Origin of the sequence: Rhodococcus sp. YH3-3 (genome assembly GCF_001653035.1) — a bacterium.
Lineage (GTDB): Bacteria > Actinomycetota > Actinomycetes > Mycobacteriales > Mycobacteriaceae > Rhodococcus_F > Rhodococcus_F qingshengii.
Window position 1 is genome coordinate 1,481,019 of the sequence record NZ_BCWH01000002.1, and the last position, 12,368, is coordinate 1,493,386.

The following is a 12,368-nucleotide window of genomic DNA, read 5'->3' on the forward strand; positions in this document are numbered from 1 at the left end:
CGACGCCGTGCTCCCGCTCGAAAACACCGACGGTGGTCGCGCTCGCGTTCGGATCTTCGAGCCGGTGCGTTCGGGCGATTACGTTCGCCGTGCAGGCGACGACGTCCAGCCGGGCGACGTGGCCGTTCGGGCAGGCACCATCATCGGAGCCGCACAGGTCGGGTTGCTCGCTGCGGTCGGCCGCGACAAAGTACTCGTCCATCCCCGTCCGCGCCTCTCCGTCATCAGCGTCGGTGGAGAACTCGTCGACGTGGATCGCACGCCGGGGCCAGGCCAGGTTTACGACGTCAATTCGTATGCCCTCGCCGCCGCAGCGCGCGATGCCGGCGCCGACGTCAACCGTGTGGGAATCGCAGGCAACGACTCTCGTCGTCTTCGCGAAGTAGTCGAGGGACAGCTGATTCGCTCGGAAATCGTTGTCATCGCCGGTGCCGTGGGCGGCGGAGCGTCCGACGAGGTTCGTGAGGCGCTTGCCGACCTGGGGACACTCGAGGTGGAGCGCGTTGCCATGCATCCGGGATCGGTGCAAGGCTTCGGAAAGCTGGGAAGGGACGAGGTTCCGACCTTTCTCCTACCGTCCAACCCGGTCAGCGCACTGGTGGTATTCGAAGTCATGGTTCGCCCGCTGATCAGAATCGCGCTCGGACGCCGCCAGCCGATGCGGCGAGTAGTGAAGGCTCGGACAGTGGGAACGATCACGTCGATTGCCGATCGCAAGGGTTTTCTGCGTGGTCAGCTGATGCGTGACGAAGCGACAGGGGAGTACCTCGTGCAGGCCCTCGGGGGCGCGCCCGGTGCGTCCTCACATCTCCTCGCGACCTTGGCGGAAGCCAATTGCTTGGTTCTGGTCGATCGAGACGTCACCGAAGTGCACATCGGTGAAGAAGTCGACGTAGCTTTTCTCGCCCAACGTGGGTAACGCCGACCCGAGTGGGGTGTGATGTCAGTCCATCCAGGATGGCCGGAAGATCTCGGCCCGCTGCGAGTGCCCGCGGGAGTGGTGACCGTCCGCCCCGTGAAGCTCCGTGACGCTGCTGTGTGGAGTCGTCTCCGCATTCGCGATCGCGAGCACCTCGAGCCGTGGGAGCCCACCGGAGAATCGCCGTGGGATGCTCGCCACCACATCACCGTCTGGCCGTCCCTGTGCGGAAACCTTCGCTCCGAAGCGCGCAAGGGCAGGATCCTTCCCCTGGTGATCGAACTCGACGGGAAGTACTGCGGGCAGGTCACCATCGGAAATGTGGTGCGCGGCGCTCTGCGGTCCGCCTGGGTGGGCTATTGGGTCGCCTCGCACGTGACCGGTGGGGGCGTAGCCACAGCTGCCGTTGCGCTCACACTCGATCACGCATTCTCGAAGGTCGGTCTGCATCGAGTGGAGGCCACTGTTCGGCCGGAGAACGCGTCGAGTCGCGCAGTCCTACGAAACGTTGGGTTCCGGGAGGAAGGTCTTCTCAAGCGCTACCTCGATGTCGACGGCCAATGGCGTGATCATCTTCTGGTCGGAATGACCATCGAGGAAGTACCCACCACCGTCGTCGACAGATTGGTGCGGTCCGGACGTGCTTCGTGGGTGTGACGAAGACGGCGCCAGAAGCGTGAGAAACGCGAGCTAAACAGCAGTTACCGCTGAGTAGTCCTACTTTCGGGCGGGAAAATGTGGTTTTTGATTCAACCAGAACTTGAGACTTTTGGGACTGAACCGGAAGTTCAGTTCGGTACGCGTGTGACACATGAGTATGGTGGGGTTCGGCGCGTCGGCAACGATGCGAGGGCGTCGGCCGTTAACCTTGACTCGTCAACGGCTGGCATAGGTGCTGGTAGGTGATCGGGAGGAGGCCGCGGCATGCCTAGCTCATTCGTGTGGATCGGGCTGGTGGCCGTGTGGCTGTTCGTCCTGGTGCCGATGCTTGTCAACAAGCGCCCCAGGATCCGGCAGACGAGTGACGCGGCACTCGCGACTCGAGTACTTCACCGCGGCGACAGCAACCCTGTTCAGCGCGGGCCGGCAGCAGGACATCGAAGCGATCCGAACTGGCAACCAGAACCAGTGCGCAGCAGCTACGACGCGGAGGACCAGATGGACACTCACGCAGAAGACGACTACGCCGGCGGTCGTGCACCGGTCGGAGAATTTGTTCCGGTTCGGCGCGGCCGAGGCGGATTCGACCCCGAAGCGGATGCCATCGCCCGGGAGGCGCGGTATGCATTCCGTCAGCGGACATTGCTGGGACTTGCGTTCGTCGCGATTCTCTCGGGCGCTCTCGCATTGATCATCTCGCCGATGGTGTGGTGGTTATTTGCGCTGACCGTGTGCGGCCTCGGCGGGTACATGGCGTACTTGCGTCGGCAGGTTCGGATCGAGCAAGAGATTCGCCGCCGTCGTACCGAACGCCTCAACCGTTCGCGACTCGGAGTCGAATCGCACACCGACGAAGAGCTTCGCCTGATTCCGGCGCGACTGCGTCGGCCAGGAGCGGTTGTCCTCGAGGTCGACGACGAAGATCCGGTGTTCGATCACCTGGATCACTACGAAGAAGAGATCAGGCACACCGAGATGCGTCGCGCGTCCGGTCAGTGATCTTCTGGGCCGATCTCGTCGGGCCGAAAGTTCGTGTCGGGTGATTCCAACGGGAGTATTCGTTCCTGTTAGAGTTGCCGAGCACCGCTGAGGCGGTGGCACGGGGCTGTGGCGCAGTTGGTAGCGCGCTTCGTTCGCATCGAAGAGGTCAGGGGTTCGATTCCCCTCAGCTCCACCAAGAAGTACCAGCGAAAAGGGTCTTTCAACGAAAGTTGAACGACCCTTTCCTGCATTTTCAGGGCCTGCCCGAATTGCGAAGATTCGATCTGAGTGTGCGCCGTTTCATACGATTGCGACCGCTGATCCGGACCGTTGAGCTTCCAAGTGAGGGATGATCCTTGGGCGGATACATGTTTGCCGGAAATGTAACGAGGGTGTGTCCGGTGCGATAGGCACGGTGAGTCTGCCGCAGTTTTCCGCAGGTCGGACGTATGTGTCGGGGAGGAATGTCGATGAGCCAGCCACGACGGCTAGCGATGATGCTTGTTGCTGTGATGTGCCTGATGGGTATCGGCGTCCTTGCCGTATCGGTCTTCCCCGCCATCGTCGCCGCCCAACCTGGCGGCAACAGCGGTGGTGGCAACAACGGCAATGGAAACGGCAATTACGGCAACAACGGCGGCAATAACAACGGCAACGGTGGCGGTCACAACGGCAACAACGGCAACGGTGGCGGCAACAACGGCAACGGCAACTATGGCTGGCATTGTCACCGTCACAACTGCGGCACGACCGTAATTCCGACACCGACACCGACCACGACTGAGCCGACGACGACTGAGCCCACGACGACTGAGCCGACGACCACGACTGAGCCGACGACCACGACTGAGCCGACGACCACGACTGAGCCGACGACCACGACTGAGCCGACGACCACGACTGAGCCGACGACGACTGAGCCGCCCACGACGACTGAGCCGACGACGACTGAGCCGACGACGACTGAGCCGACCACGACGACTGAGCCGACGACCACGACTGAGCCGACGACGACTGAGCCGACCACGACGACTGAGCCGACGACCACGACTGAGCCGACGACGACTGAGCCGACCACGACGACTGAGCCGACGACCACGACTGAGCCGACGACGACTGAGCCGACCACGACGACTGCGCTGAGCCCACGACGACTGAGCCCACGACGACTGATCCCACGACCACGACTGAGCCCACGACCAACCCTTCGGCGTCGCAACGTCCGAGCAGCAGCGCTTCCCCCGCGACCAACGCAACTTCTGCGACCAACGCAACTTCGCAGACCGAGAGTCCTTCGAGCCAAGCACCCTCCGAGACACAGTCTCCTTCCGAATCGCAGCCGAGTTCCGAGCAGTCGTCCGCGGTAGCGGCTCCGCCGGCTGGACCGTCTGATCCGCAGGGACCGTCAGCGGGCGGCGGAGCGCCTGCACCCTCTGCCGGTGGACCGCCTGCACCCTCTGCCGGTGGACCGCCTGCACCCTCTGCCGGTGGACCGGCAAACGCTGCGCCGGGCGCAGTCGCAGCCCCTTCCGCACCCGAGGTTCTGGCCGCACCCGCACCCGTAGCTCCGCAGGTACCGTCGAACGTTCCGAACGTCGCGGCTCCGACTGACAACCCGCAGGCATTTCCGACGGCGTTCACTCAAGGGCTTCCGCCGATTCTCAACGCCGCCGCCGTCGCCGGCGGTGTAGGCGGAATGGCAGTGGTAGCGGCCGGTGCGGGAGCACTGACTTTCCGCGGAGCATCGCTGCAGAAGGCGCGATTGGCTGCCGCGCGTGCCGAATTCCTGGCACCCGGATCACAGGGAGGTGCGTGAGTCGTGCCGGACAGACGTTCACATCGCCGCGTTCTGGCCGCGGTGGATGCCGTATGCGACGCAGCAGCGTCGTCGGAGGCAGTGTCACTGCTGACGGTGGTGCAGACAGTCGCCCGCGAGCGTGGGCGCCCGATCGAGATCGATCTGGAAACCCCTCTCGCCACCGGAGTGTGCGGTCAGCGCCGGGCCTACGACGACCACGACGTCATCGTTTTGGCTCCCGGACTACCCAATGTCGAGCGGACTCTGGCACATGAGTTGGGGCACATAGTGTTTCGCCACGAGGGTGCCGAGATCGCCGAGGCGACGCTCGAGGTCAGTGACGATTTGATCGCCTACATGTTGAGTCAACGTTCTCTGCGGCGCAACGAACCCGTGCCGATGGACGACATCGCGGAGTGGGAAGCCGAGACGTTCGCGTCGATGTTGATCATGCGTCTGCGAACGATGAGTGGCCGTGGGACACCGCTGTCGGTGTTGCGGTACGACGAGGCGATCGGATGATCTTTTGGGCTGTGGCCCTTCTCGTCTGGGTTGCAGCCGGCGCGAGACTGGGTCGAGTTGTCGCGCGCACCGCGACGCCGTTGCGAATGTCGATGGTCTTTGCAGGCTTCTCGGTCGCATTGTCGTCGACGGTCATGGTGCCGGCGGTATGGGACATCGTCGATCGCATTGCGCCGGAGCAGCATGCCGCCGCGATGATCGTCATCGTCTTGTGGACAGCGTTGTCTGCGGCCAGTGCAGTCGGCGCCGTGTCTGCGTGGCCGGTGATGTCACGTCCGGCTATGCGCGGCCTCGCCACCGTGCTGTACTCGGTGGGGCTCCTGGTGGCGATCGCGGTTCTCTTCGGCTACCCGGCGCCGGCTCTGATCTTTATCATCGTCGCTCTGTCCCTTGTCATTTCGACGGGGCTACGGCACGTTGCGTGGGCGCCGTTGGGGCGCGGAATCGCGTTGATCGTGACCGGTTCGTCGATCCTGCTCGTCGTGGTCGTCGTGATGCTTGTCGAATCGATCGGTGGCACCGGCGCACTCGAATCGGATATCTGGACGGGCGCAGGGGTGTGGTTCATCGCTGCCTCGAGTGTTCTGATTGCGCTGGGCATCACGTGGGTGCTTCTCGAGACCTGGTTACGTGCGCGACGAGATCTGTACCGGCTGCGGCGGATGCACGCGCTTCTCGTCAAGCGATTCCCCGAGGTAGTCGACGCGGACAGCGCCGGGAGTACGTCTGTGCTGCGGGCATCGGACATGATCGCGCAGATCATGGATGCGATGTACATCCAGTCCGGCGCCGGGATGTTCGACGTCGGTGGTCAGGAACCGCCGCGGGCCGTCACTGCACACGCGGGGATTTTGGCGGGGTGGATCGCCGATCCCTTGGCCTCGGATGTGTTGGACACCAGGTGGATTGCGCCTCCTGAGAAGATGTCGGCGCGCCGATGGGTGTTGTTGTTGGCGAAAGAACTCGATGAAACGACAAAAGTAGGTCGACGTTCGTAGTCGACCTACTCCATGTCATTGCAGTGCTCGAGATCGAGTCAGTGCTTCAGCACGGTCACATCAGCGTGACGCGTCAGGCGGAACCTCTGGCAAACCTTCACTCGCGCGGAGCTTTTCAGCCATCGTGGTGAGTAGATTCTGCGATTCTTCCGAGAGGTCGAATGCACGGCTGGAGAGGCGGCGAAGCCCGTAGCCTTGGAGCTGTGAGAGCAGTTCGAGATCGTGATCGATCTTGGCTGCGTAGATGTCGTTGAAGAAGTAGTCGGGCTTCACCTTGAAGAACCGGGCGAAGGCTGCGACTGTCTCGTCTGAGGGGTTGGTGCGCTGTCCCGAGCGGAGCTGCGAGATGTACGGCTTGGAGATCTGATGGCCGTCTTCGATGAGCGCTGCCGCAACCTCGGCGTTGGTATGGGGTTTGCGCCCCGGAGGATGAACACTGTCGAACAGTTTGTTCAATCGTTCTGCAAAGTCAGCCATTGTGAACCGCCCCGTAATCCTCTCTAGCTAGCAATTGTCCGTTCAGTGAATCCTACGGTATCACGCGGATAACCGATCGGTAGCTCACCGTAGTCTGTTTAGTGGACTAGTTGTCAAATGTGTCCGAGATTCGATTCGTCCGCCCAATGAGTGCTCAGCTATGTCTCAGCGCACATTGAGTTTCCGCCACACGGAAATGTGCAGCTACGACTGCGCTATTCGAACCTTCCAGTACTTGGCCAATCCGCCCAATATCAAACCTTTTACCCGTTTTGGCGATATTAGCTATGCGTTAGCCTGGTTTTTCACAACTATTTCGATTGAAAAACTGCAGTTCAAGCGATGTTTGAAGGTTTAGGGTCGCGATCAGGGTGGCTGGTTGCGATGTCATGCGGATCACCTCGGGGTTGAACCTTGAACGGTTTGCCGGATTGCGATCTGTGCTAGCTAAACCCTCCGAGTGGGTGCAGAATTGTGACATGAAACACACGATGAGCGATGATGAATTGCGCCGCGCAATCCGTGAAATTCAGGATCGAGCCCACGACGCACGCAAGCGTGGGGACGATGTAGCGGCGGAAGAACTCGACCGTACGGTCAAGGGCTATCAAGAGCAGATGATGCAGCGTCTCTAGTGCTCGCTGCGGTCGTCTCTGTGCGGTGTTTGCGCGGAGTACGGCCGTGCCCCGCAGGTCGTCTTGCGTGTTTCAGGGCGGCCGCACCGTGCGTGCGTAGACTTTCCCGCATGTCCACAGTACGAGTGCGGGGGAGTGTTCATCCATGTCTGTAAGGTCGCTCGACGGCAAGAAATGCCTGATCACCGGCGCCGGTAGTGGAATTGGACGTGCAACTGCGCTGCGTGCATCAGAGGTCGGCGCCGAATTGTTTCTCACCGATATCAACAGCGTCGGATTGGAAGAGACGGTCGCGATGGTCGGCGCCGGCGGCGGCACGGTCAGCATGGCGAAGGCACTCGATATCTCGGACTACGACGAGGTCGTGAAATTCGGTACCGAGATTCACACTCAATTTTCTTCGATGGATGTCGTCATGAATATCGCCGGCATTTCAGCGTGGGGAACTATCGAGAACCTCGAACATCGGCATTGGAAGTCCATGGTGGACGTCAACCTGATGGGGCCGATCCATGTCATGGAGACGTTTGTTCCACCCATGATTCGTGCCGGCAAGGGTGGACACCTGGTCAACGTGTCTTCGGCTGCCGGACTTTTGGCCCTGCCGTGGCACGCCGCCTACAGTGCGAGCAAGTTCGGCCTTCGCGGGGTGTCCGAGGTGCTGCGATTCGATCTGAAGCGGCACGGAATCGGGGTCAGTCTGGTTGTGCCGGGTGGGGTGAAGACGCCATTGGTGGGAACCGTGGAAATAGCGGGTATCGACAGGAACGACCCGCGGGTCGAAAAACTCACGCACCGGTTCGAGGCGCGTGCTGTCTCCCCGGAGAAGGTGGCGTCGTGCATTCTGCGGGGAATCGAGAAGAATACGTACCTCGTATATACGTCCATTGACATCCGATTCGGATACTGGTGGGCGCGCAAATTCGCCCTGCCTTACGAGTTCGTGATGCAAAAAGCGAACGACCAGTTCAGTAAATTGCTCAAGCGATGAGCGTTAACTCCGCCGGGACTTTTATCTAGTCGAATAGGGACCAAAGTCATGCCGAAGAGTTTTCACTTCGATATCGAATTCAAATATCCGATCGACGACGTGCATCGAACTTTGACCGACCCGAATTATTGGAAAGGCAGACTCGGAGACCTTTATGCCACCTCGGACATCGAAGTTCGAGACGGATCGATCGAAGTATCCGTGTCCGAGGAAATCGACTCCGCCTCCCTCCCGAGCCTGGTCGCCAAGGTTGCGCCGAGTCGGCTCGGTCTGAAACGGGTCGATCGGTGGGGACCTCTGTCGGACGGGCGTGCAGCAGGGTCGGTCACCGGAATCGCGCGGGGACTGCCGATCCGAATCGAGACGACGCTCGATCTCACCGCCGCCGAGTCCTGCACGCGGTTGGTCGTCGACGGAACGGCTGAGGTGAAGATGCCGATCATCGGCGGCCAGATCGAGAAGTTGCTGAAGAAGACCGTCGAGGACTTGCTGGGGCGCGATCGGGACGCCGTCGAGTCATTTCTCGCCTGAGCCTGCACCGAAATCTACTTCCAGAACGCGCGCACCCGGGCCGGCGGATGCGAGTTGATCGTGCGGGTTGGCGAGGGCGCACCCCTCCAACGAGAGGCACCCGCAACCGATGCAACCGGTGAGGTTGTCCCGTAGACGTTCCAGTTGCTCGATGCGTAGATCGAGGTGGCGCCGCCACCCGGTCGACAATCTTTCCCAATCTGCGCGGTTCGGGGTACGGCCTTCAGGAAGTGTGCCGAGGGCCTCTCTGATTTCCGACAGCGGAATGCCGACGCGTTGCGAGACTCTGATGAAGGCGACGCGTCGAAGCGTGTCTCGTTGGTATCGGCGCTGGTTTCCGCTGGTCCGGCGACTGACGATGAGGCCTTCTCGTTCGTAGAAATGCAGGGCCGAGACGGCGACACCGCTGCGCTCGGAGAGCTGGCCGGGCGTGAGTTCCTTTGCCTTCCACGACGGCATCTCCATGGCGACTACCGGTCCGTCGCGCGGTGGAGGGTGGCGTGGAGATGATGCGTCAGCGGGGTGTCGCCGTGCGCCATCCACAGGTCGTATGTCAGCGTGTCGCCCTGAACGCGCATGACTCGCCGAACGTCGTGAACCGGTTTTGCGTCGGGCGATGCTGCGAGCGTGAGACGGGTCAAGGCGAGAGTGCCTTCGGAGTCGAGGGTGCCGCGATGGATCTCGACGAATCCGGTGGGCTGGCTGACCAGCAATTCGAGCTCACCACCCGGTGTTGGGCGCAGGTATCCCGATTCCATGTGAAGCGGTCGTCCGTCGGGGAGCCCACGAGTGCGCGACGAGTAGGTGAGAAACGGTTTCGGGGTGGGCGCGAACTCGATCTCCTCGGAGTACTCGAAGTCGTCGATGGTGGGGAAATGTCCGGCTCCAGCGCCGACCCAGCGCCCGGTGAACCTCTCGATTCCGGCGCCGTTCAGCGCCGCCTGATCCGTACTACTCATTGCCTGGTCCTCTCGCCTGCGTCGGATCAGACGTTACGCGGGCCGGTACGACAGCTGCTTATCCCTGCTGGGTGGGGCCTACGGGATTAGTGTTCACTCATGAACGCTTCTGGCTCCGTCCCCCTCGGTGTCGATTCCGAGGTGGGCCGATTGCGATCGGTCATTCTTCATCGTCCTGGCGACGAGTTGAAACGATTGACTCCGCGCAACAACGACGAGCTGCTGTTCGACGCGTTGCCGTGGGTGGACCGCGCGCAGGAGGAACACGATCAGTTTGCGACCGTCCTTCGTGAGCGCGGCGTCGAGGTACTGCTTTTGTCCGATCTCCTCACCGAGGCGCTCGAGGTCAGTGGCGCAGCGAGGATCCAGGGAATCGCGGCCGCCGTGGACGCACGCAAGATCGGCCACGCGCTCGGGCAACACCTGGCCGCCTACCTGCGAAAGGTGGAGCCGAAGGAGCTTTCGTCGATCCTTACTGCAGGAATGACGTTCGACGAATTGCCGATCGATGCCGACTCGACCTCGTTGGTGCGCAGGATGCATCACGGCGGTGACTTCGTGATCGACCCGTTGCCCAACTTGCTCTTCACCCGTGATTCGTCTTTCTGGGTCGGGCCACGGGTCATCATCACGTCCTTGGCGTTGTCAGCGCGAGCTCGCGAATCCTCGATAACGGATCTCGTCTACGCGCATCACCCTCGATTCAAAGGCGTGCGCCGCGCGTACGAGTCGCACACGGCTCCTGTCGAGGGAGGTGACGTGCTGCTTCTCGCGCCGGGGGTGATCGCAATCGGTGTCGGTGAACGTACGTCACCCGCCGGAGCAGAAGCATTGGCGCGTAGCGTGTTCGACGACGGTCTCGCCCACACGGTGTTGGTTGTTCCGATCGAGCAACGCCGAGCGTCGATGCATCTCGACACGGTCTGCACCATGGTCGAGGCCGACGCGGTCGTCATGTATCCGGCCATTCAGGACACCCTGGCGGCGTTCACTCTGCGCAAGGAAGACGACGGGGTGAGTATTCGCGGTGCGACGCCGTTCCTCGAAGCGGCGGCCGACGCCATGGGAATCGGAAAACTGCGTGTGATCGACACCGGACTCGACACGGTGACTGCCGAGCGTGAGCAGTGGGACGACGGAAACAACACCCTCGCCGTCGAGCCTGGCGTCGTCGTCGCTTACGAGCGCAACGTCGAAACGAACGCCAGGCTGGAGGCCTCGGGTATCGAGGTTTTGCGAATCGCGGGTTCGGAACTGGGGTCCGGCCGAGGTGGTCCTCGGTGCATGTCCTGCCCGATCGCCCGCGATCCGCTGTAAGCCGTCGACGCTGTCAGAGAATTTCTTCCACCTTGGCTGCAGGCCGCGCGAGGACGGTGCCTTTGTCGGTGACCACGAACGGGCGTTCGATCAGAATTGGGTGCTCGATCATCGCGTCGAGGATCTCGGACTCGGATGCATCGGCGAGCCCGAGTTCCTTGAACTGCGTTTCGCGCTTGCGAACGGCTTGGCTGGGCTCGAGGCTTGCGTCGGCGAGGAGTTTTTCCAGCTCGGATCGGGTAGGCGGAGTATCGAGGTACTTCACAATGGTCGGTTCGATGCCGGCGTCGCGGATAAGTCCGAGAACAGTCCGCGACGTGTTGCACCGTTGATTGTGGAAGATGGTTGCAGATGCCATGTCCGTCATTCTGCCTCTGTGTCCGAACTCGTGGGACAAACAGGGGAACAACGGACACCTCCGGCGCGCTGCACTTGAAGTACCGACTTGTGAGGAGAAAACGATGACGGAACATCGAAGTGTGGACGAACGGCGCGTGGTCATTGCCGGTGGGCACGGCAAGATCGCGCAGCACCTGACGTACCTGCTGGCAGGACATGGTGATCGGCCGGTAGCGCTGATCCGCAACTCCGCGCACGAGGGTGCGGTCCGCACACTCGGCGCGTTCCCCGTGGTGATCGATCTGGAATCCTCCACGGTCGAGGAAGTTGCGAAAGTACTCGACGGTGCCGACGTCGCGGTCTTCGCCGCGGGCGCCGGACCTGGTAGCTCGATCGAGCGGAAGGACTCCGTAGACCGAGCTGCGGCGGTGCTGTTGGCCGATGCCGCCGAGAAAGCGGGAGTGCGTCGGTTCATACAGATCAGCGCCATGGGTGCTGGTGACGAAATACCGGAGAACACCGACGAGGTTTTTCCCGCCTACCTGCGGGCGAAGACTGCGGCAGAGGAAGACCTGAAGACAAGGACTTCGCTGGATTGGACGATTCTTCGGCCAGGCCTTCTGACAGACGACGACCCCACCGGTGAAGTCCTTCTTGCAGAGCCACCCGTCGATCGAGGCTCTGTGCCTCGTGCAGATGTCGCCGCAGTGATCGAAGCGCTCATCGACGCGCCGTCCAGTGTCGGCAAGATATTGGTTCTGACCTCCGGCCCGCATACGATCCGCGAAGCGATCGAGGGTTTGTGAGAGAGAAGATGCTGTGACCGAGAAGATACGACGAGGGTGACGATGAAGATCGCGATCGAACACGATTCCTCCACAGCTCCGTACGACCAACTGCGGCAACAGATTATCGAGCAGGTTCACGGCGGCGGATTGATTGCGGGAACCAAGATCCCGACGGTGCGTGCATTGGCTTCGGAGCTGGGATTGGCGGCCAACACCGTCGCGAAGGCTTATCGCGCGCTCAGCGATCAGGGCGTGATCGAGACGAGGGGAAAGCAAGGGACGTTCATCGCTTCGGGGACCGATCCGGTGCAGGCGCAGGCGGAGCAGGCGGCGACCGCGTTTGCGCATAAGGTCCGCTCGCTCGGGTACTCCGACACTGAGATCGTCGCCATGGTGGAGTCGGCATTGAGAGGTGCGTGACACATTGATTAAGTTGACGCTTCAACTTAAAGC

At 61.7% G+C, this 12,368-nt stretch carries 17 protein-coding genes and 1 tRNA gene; 12 read left to right on the forward strand and 6 right to left on the reverse strand.

What is annotated here, in order from left to right:
• The 4 genes from glp to YH3_RS19855 form a co-directional block, all read left to right on the forward strand.
• The coding region (gene glp, locus YH3_RS19840; RefSeq protein ID WP_238592659.1) for a gephyrin-like molybdotransferase Glp at window positions 1-919 on the forward strand (919 nt) is incomplete at its 5' end.
• Between the two features lie 21 nt (window positions 920-940).
• A complete protein-coding gene (locus YH3_RS19845) occupies window positions 941-1,576 on the forward strand; it encodes a GNAT family N-acetyltransferase (RefSeq protein WP_007727523.1) in 636 nt (211 codons plus the stop codon).
• 267 nt (window positions 1,577-1,843) lie between these two features.
• On the forward strand, window positions 1,844-2,578 hold the full coding sequence (gene glpR, locus YH3_RS19850; protein WP_007727521.1) for a gephyrin-like molybdotransferase receptor GlpR: 735 nt from the start codon (window positions 1,844-1,846) through the stop codon (window positions 2,576-2,578).
• Between the two features lie 102 nt (window positions 2,579-2,680).
• Window positions 2,681-2,756: transfer RNA gene (locus YH3_RS19855), tRNA-Ala, on the forward strand.
• A 292-nt stretch (window positions 2,757-3,048) separates the two neighbouring features.
• On the opposite strand, the gene YH3_RS36100 is transcribed toward YH3_RS19855, so the two are convergent.
• Both YH3_RS36100 and YH3_RS36105 read right to left on the reverse strand, forming a co-directional pair.
• Window positions 3,049-3,285 carry a hypothetical protein gene (locus YH3_RS36100; protein ID WP_238592660.1) on the reverse strand — a complete coding sequence of 79 codons (237 nt, stop codon included), beginning with the start codon at window positions 3,283-3,285 and terminating at the stop codon, window positions 3,049-3,051.
• A gap of 8 nt (window positions 3,286-3,293) precedes the next feature.
• Entirely contained in the window at window positions 3,294-3,689 is a 396-nt protein-coding gene (locus YH3_RS36105; RefSeq protein WP_064443906.1) for a hypothetical protein, read from the reverse strand.
• Window positions 3,690-4,379: 690 nt separating this feature from the next.
• On the opposite strand from YH3_RS36105, the gene YH3_RS19870 reads away from it, so the two are divergent.
• Together YH3_RS19870 and YH3_RS19875 are read left to right on the forward strand one after the other, a co-directional pair.
• Window positions 4,380-4,880: an ImmA/IrrE family metallo-endopeptidase gene (locus tag YH3_RS19870; protein ID WP_003946241.1), complete on the forward strand. Its 501-nt coding sequence runs from the start codon at window positions 4,380-4,382 to the stop codon at window positions 4,878-4,880.
• Window positions 4,877-5,878: a hypothetical protein gene (locus YH3_RS19875; RefSeq protein ID WP_003946245.1), complete on the forward strand. Its 1,002-nt coding sequence runs from the start codon at window positions 4,877-4,879 to the stop codon at window positions 5,876-5,878. Before YH3_RS19870 ends, YH3_RS19875 begins: the two co-directional genes overlap by 4 nt.
• A 60-nt stretch (window positions 5,879-5,938) precedes the next feature.
• Here the strand turns inward: YH3_RS19875 and YH3_RS19880 are convergent, their stop codons facing one another.
• A complete protein-coding gene (locus tag YH3_RS19880; RefSeq protein WP_003946231.1) occupies window positions 5,939-6,355 on the reverse strand; it encodes a helix-turn-helix domain-containing protein in 417 nt (138 codons plus the stop codon).
• 479 nt (window positions 6,356-6,834) lie between these two features.
• Between YH3_RS19880 and YH3_RS36110 the strand changes: the two genes are divergently transcribed.
• The 3 genes from YH3_RS36110 to YH3_RS19900 all read left to right on the forward strand — a co-directional run bounded on the left by YH3_RS36110 (window position 6,835) and on the right by YH3_RS19900 (window position 8,512).
• Window positions 6,835-6,990: a hypothetical protein gene (locus YH3_RS36110; protein WP_003946253.1), complete on the forward strand. Its 156-nt coding sequence runs from the start codon at window positions 6,835-6,837 to the stop codon at window positions 6,988-6,990.
• A gap of 145 nt (window positions 6,991-7,135) precedes the next feature.
• Window positions 7,136-7,981 carry an SDR family oxidoreductase gene (locus YH3_RS19895; RefSeq protein WP_064443907.1) on the forward strand — a complete coding sequence of 282 codons (846 nt, stop codon included), beginning with the start codon at window positions 7,136-7,138 and terminating at the stop codon, window positions 7,979-7,981.
• A gap of 48 nt (window positions 7,982-8,029) precedes the next feature.
• On the forward strand, window positions 8,030-8,512 hold the full coding sequence (locus YH3_RS19900) for a DUF2505 domain-containing protein (RefSeq protein WP_030536322.1): 483 nt from the start codon (window positions 8,030-8,032) through the stop codon (window positions 8,510-8,512).
• Here the strand turns inward: YH3_RS19900 and soxR are convergent.
• Both soxR and YH3_RS19910 read right to left on the reverse strand, forming a co-directional pair.
• Window positions 8,498-8,977, reverse strand: coding sequence for a redox-sensitive transcriptional activator SoxR (gene soxR / locus YH3_RS19905; RefSeq protein ID WP_064443908.1), 480 nt, complete (start codon window positions 8,975-8,977; stop codon window positions 8,498-8,500). The genes YH3_RS19900 and soxR overlap by 15 nt on opposite strands.
• A gap of 5 nt (window positions 8,978-8,982) precedes the next feature.
• On the reverse strand, window positions 8,983-9,471 hold the full coding sequence (locus YH3_RS19910) for an FABP family protein (RefSeq protein ID WP_003946270.1): 489 nt from the start codon (window positions 9,469-9,471) through the stop codon (window positions 8,983-8,985).
• Window positions 9,472-9,570: 99 nt separating this feature from the next.
• On the opposite strand from YH3_RS19910, the gene arcA reads away from it, so the two are divergent.
• The gene (gene arcA, locus YH3_RS19915) at window positions 9,571-10,788 is read left to right on the forward strand and encodes an arginine deiminase (protein ID WP_003946210.1); all 1,218 of its coding nucleotides are present in this window, start codon (window positions 9,571-9,573) and stop codon (window positions 10,786-10,788) included.
• Window positions 10,789-10,801: 13 nt separating this feature from the next.
• On the opposite strand, the gene arsC is transcribed toward arcA, so the two are convergent.
• Window positions 10,802-11,155: an arsenate reductase (glutaredoxin) gene (gene arsC / locus YH3_RS19920; protein WP_064443909.1), complete on the reverse strand. Its 354-nt coding sequence runs from the start codon at window positions 11,153-11,155 to the stop codon at window positions 10,802-10,804.
• 94 nt (window positions 11,156-11,249) lie between these two features.
• On the opposite strand from arsC, the gene YH3_RS19925 reads away from it, so the two are divergent.
• Both YH3_RS19925 and YH3_RS19930 read left to right on the forward strand, forming a co-directional pair.
• Window positions 11,250-11,933: an SDR family oxidoreductase gene (locus YH3_RS19925; protein WP_064443910.1), complete on the forward strand. Its 684-nt coding sequence runs from the start codon at window positions 11,250-11,252 to the stop codon at window positions 11,931-11,933.
• A gap of 42 nt (window positions 11,934-11,975) precedes the next feature.
• Window positions 11,976-12,335: a GntR family transcriptional regulator gene (locus YH3_RS19930; protein WP_003946225.1), complete on the forward strand. Its 360-nt coding sequence runs from the start codon at window positions 11,976-11,978 to the stop codon at window positions 12,333-12,335.
• Window positions 12,336-12,368 lie beyond the last annotated feature (33 nt).

Excerpts from the sequence above, each read along its gene's own strand:
- YH3_RS19880 (WP_003946231.1), bottom strand. The coding sequence starts at position 6,355 with ATGGCTGACTTTGCAGAACGATTGAACAAACTGTTCGACAGTGTTCAT.
- YH3_RS19875 (WP_003946245.1), top strand. The coding sequence starts at position 4,877 with ATGATCTTTTGGGCTGTGGCCCTTCTCGTCTGGGTTGCAGCCGGCGCG.
- YH3_RS19925 (WP_064443910.1), top strand. The coding sequence starts at position 11,250 with ATGACGGAACATCGAAGTGTGGACGAACGGCGCGTGGTCATTGCCGGT.
- YH3_RS19910 (WP_003946270.1), bottom strand. The coding sequence starts at position 9,471 with ATGAGTAGTACGGATCAGGCGGCGCTGAACGGCGCCGGAATCGAGAGG.
- YH3_RS36100 (WP_238592660.1), bottom strand. The coding sequence starts at position 3,285 with ATGCCAGCCATAGTTGCCGTTGCCGTTGTTGCCGCCACCGTTGCCGTT.
- YH3_RS36110 (WP_003946253.1), top strand. The coding sequence starts at position 6,835 with ATGAAACACACGATGAGCGATGATGAATTGCGCCGCGCAATCCGTGAA.
- arsC (WP_064443909.1), bottom strand. The coding sequence starts at position 11,155 with ATGACGGACATGGCATCTGCAACCATCTTCCACAATCAACGGTGCAAC.
- glpR (WP_007727521.1), top strand. The coding sequence starts at position 1,844 with ATGCCTAGCTCATTCGTGTGGATCGGGCTGGTGGCCGTGTGGCTGTTC.
- YH3_RS19900 (WP_030536322.1), top strand. The coding sequence starts at position 8,030 with ATGCCGAAGAGTTTTCACTTCGATATCGAATTCAAATATCCGATCGAC.
- arcA (WP_003946210.1), top strand. The coding sequence starts at position 9,571 with ATGAACGCTTCTGGCTCCGTCCCCCTCGGTGTCGATTCCGAGGTGGGC.
- YH3_RS19845 (WP_007727523.1), top strand. The coding sequence starts at position 941 with ATGTCAGTCCATCCAGGATGGCCGGAAGATCTCGGCCCGCTGCGAGTG.
- YH3_RS19895 (WP_064443907.1), top strand. The coding sequence starts at position 7,136 with ATGTCTGTAAGGTCGCTCGACGGCAAGAAATGCCTGATCACCGGCGCC.
- soxR (WP_064443908.1), bottom strand. The coding sequence starts at position 8,977 with ATGGAGATGCCGTCGTGGAAGGCAAAGGAACTCACGCCCGGCCAGCTC.
- YH3_RS19930 (WP_003946225.1), top strand. The coding sequence starts at position 11,976 with ATGAAGATCGCGATCGAACACGATTCCTCCACAGCTCCGTACGACCAA.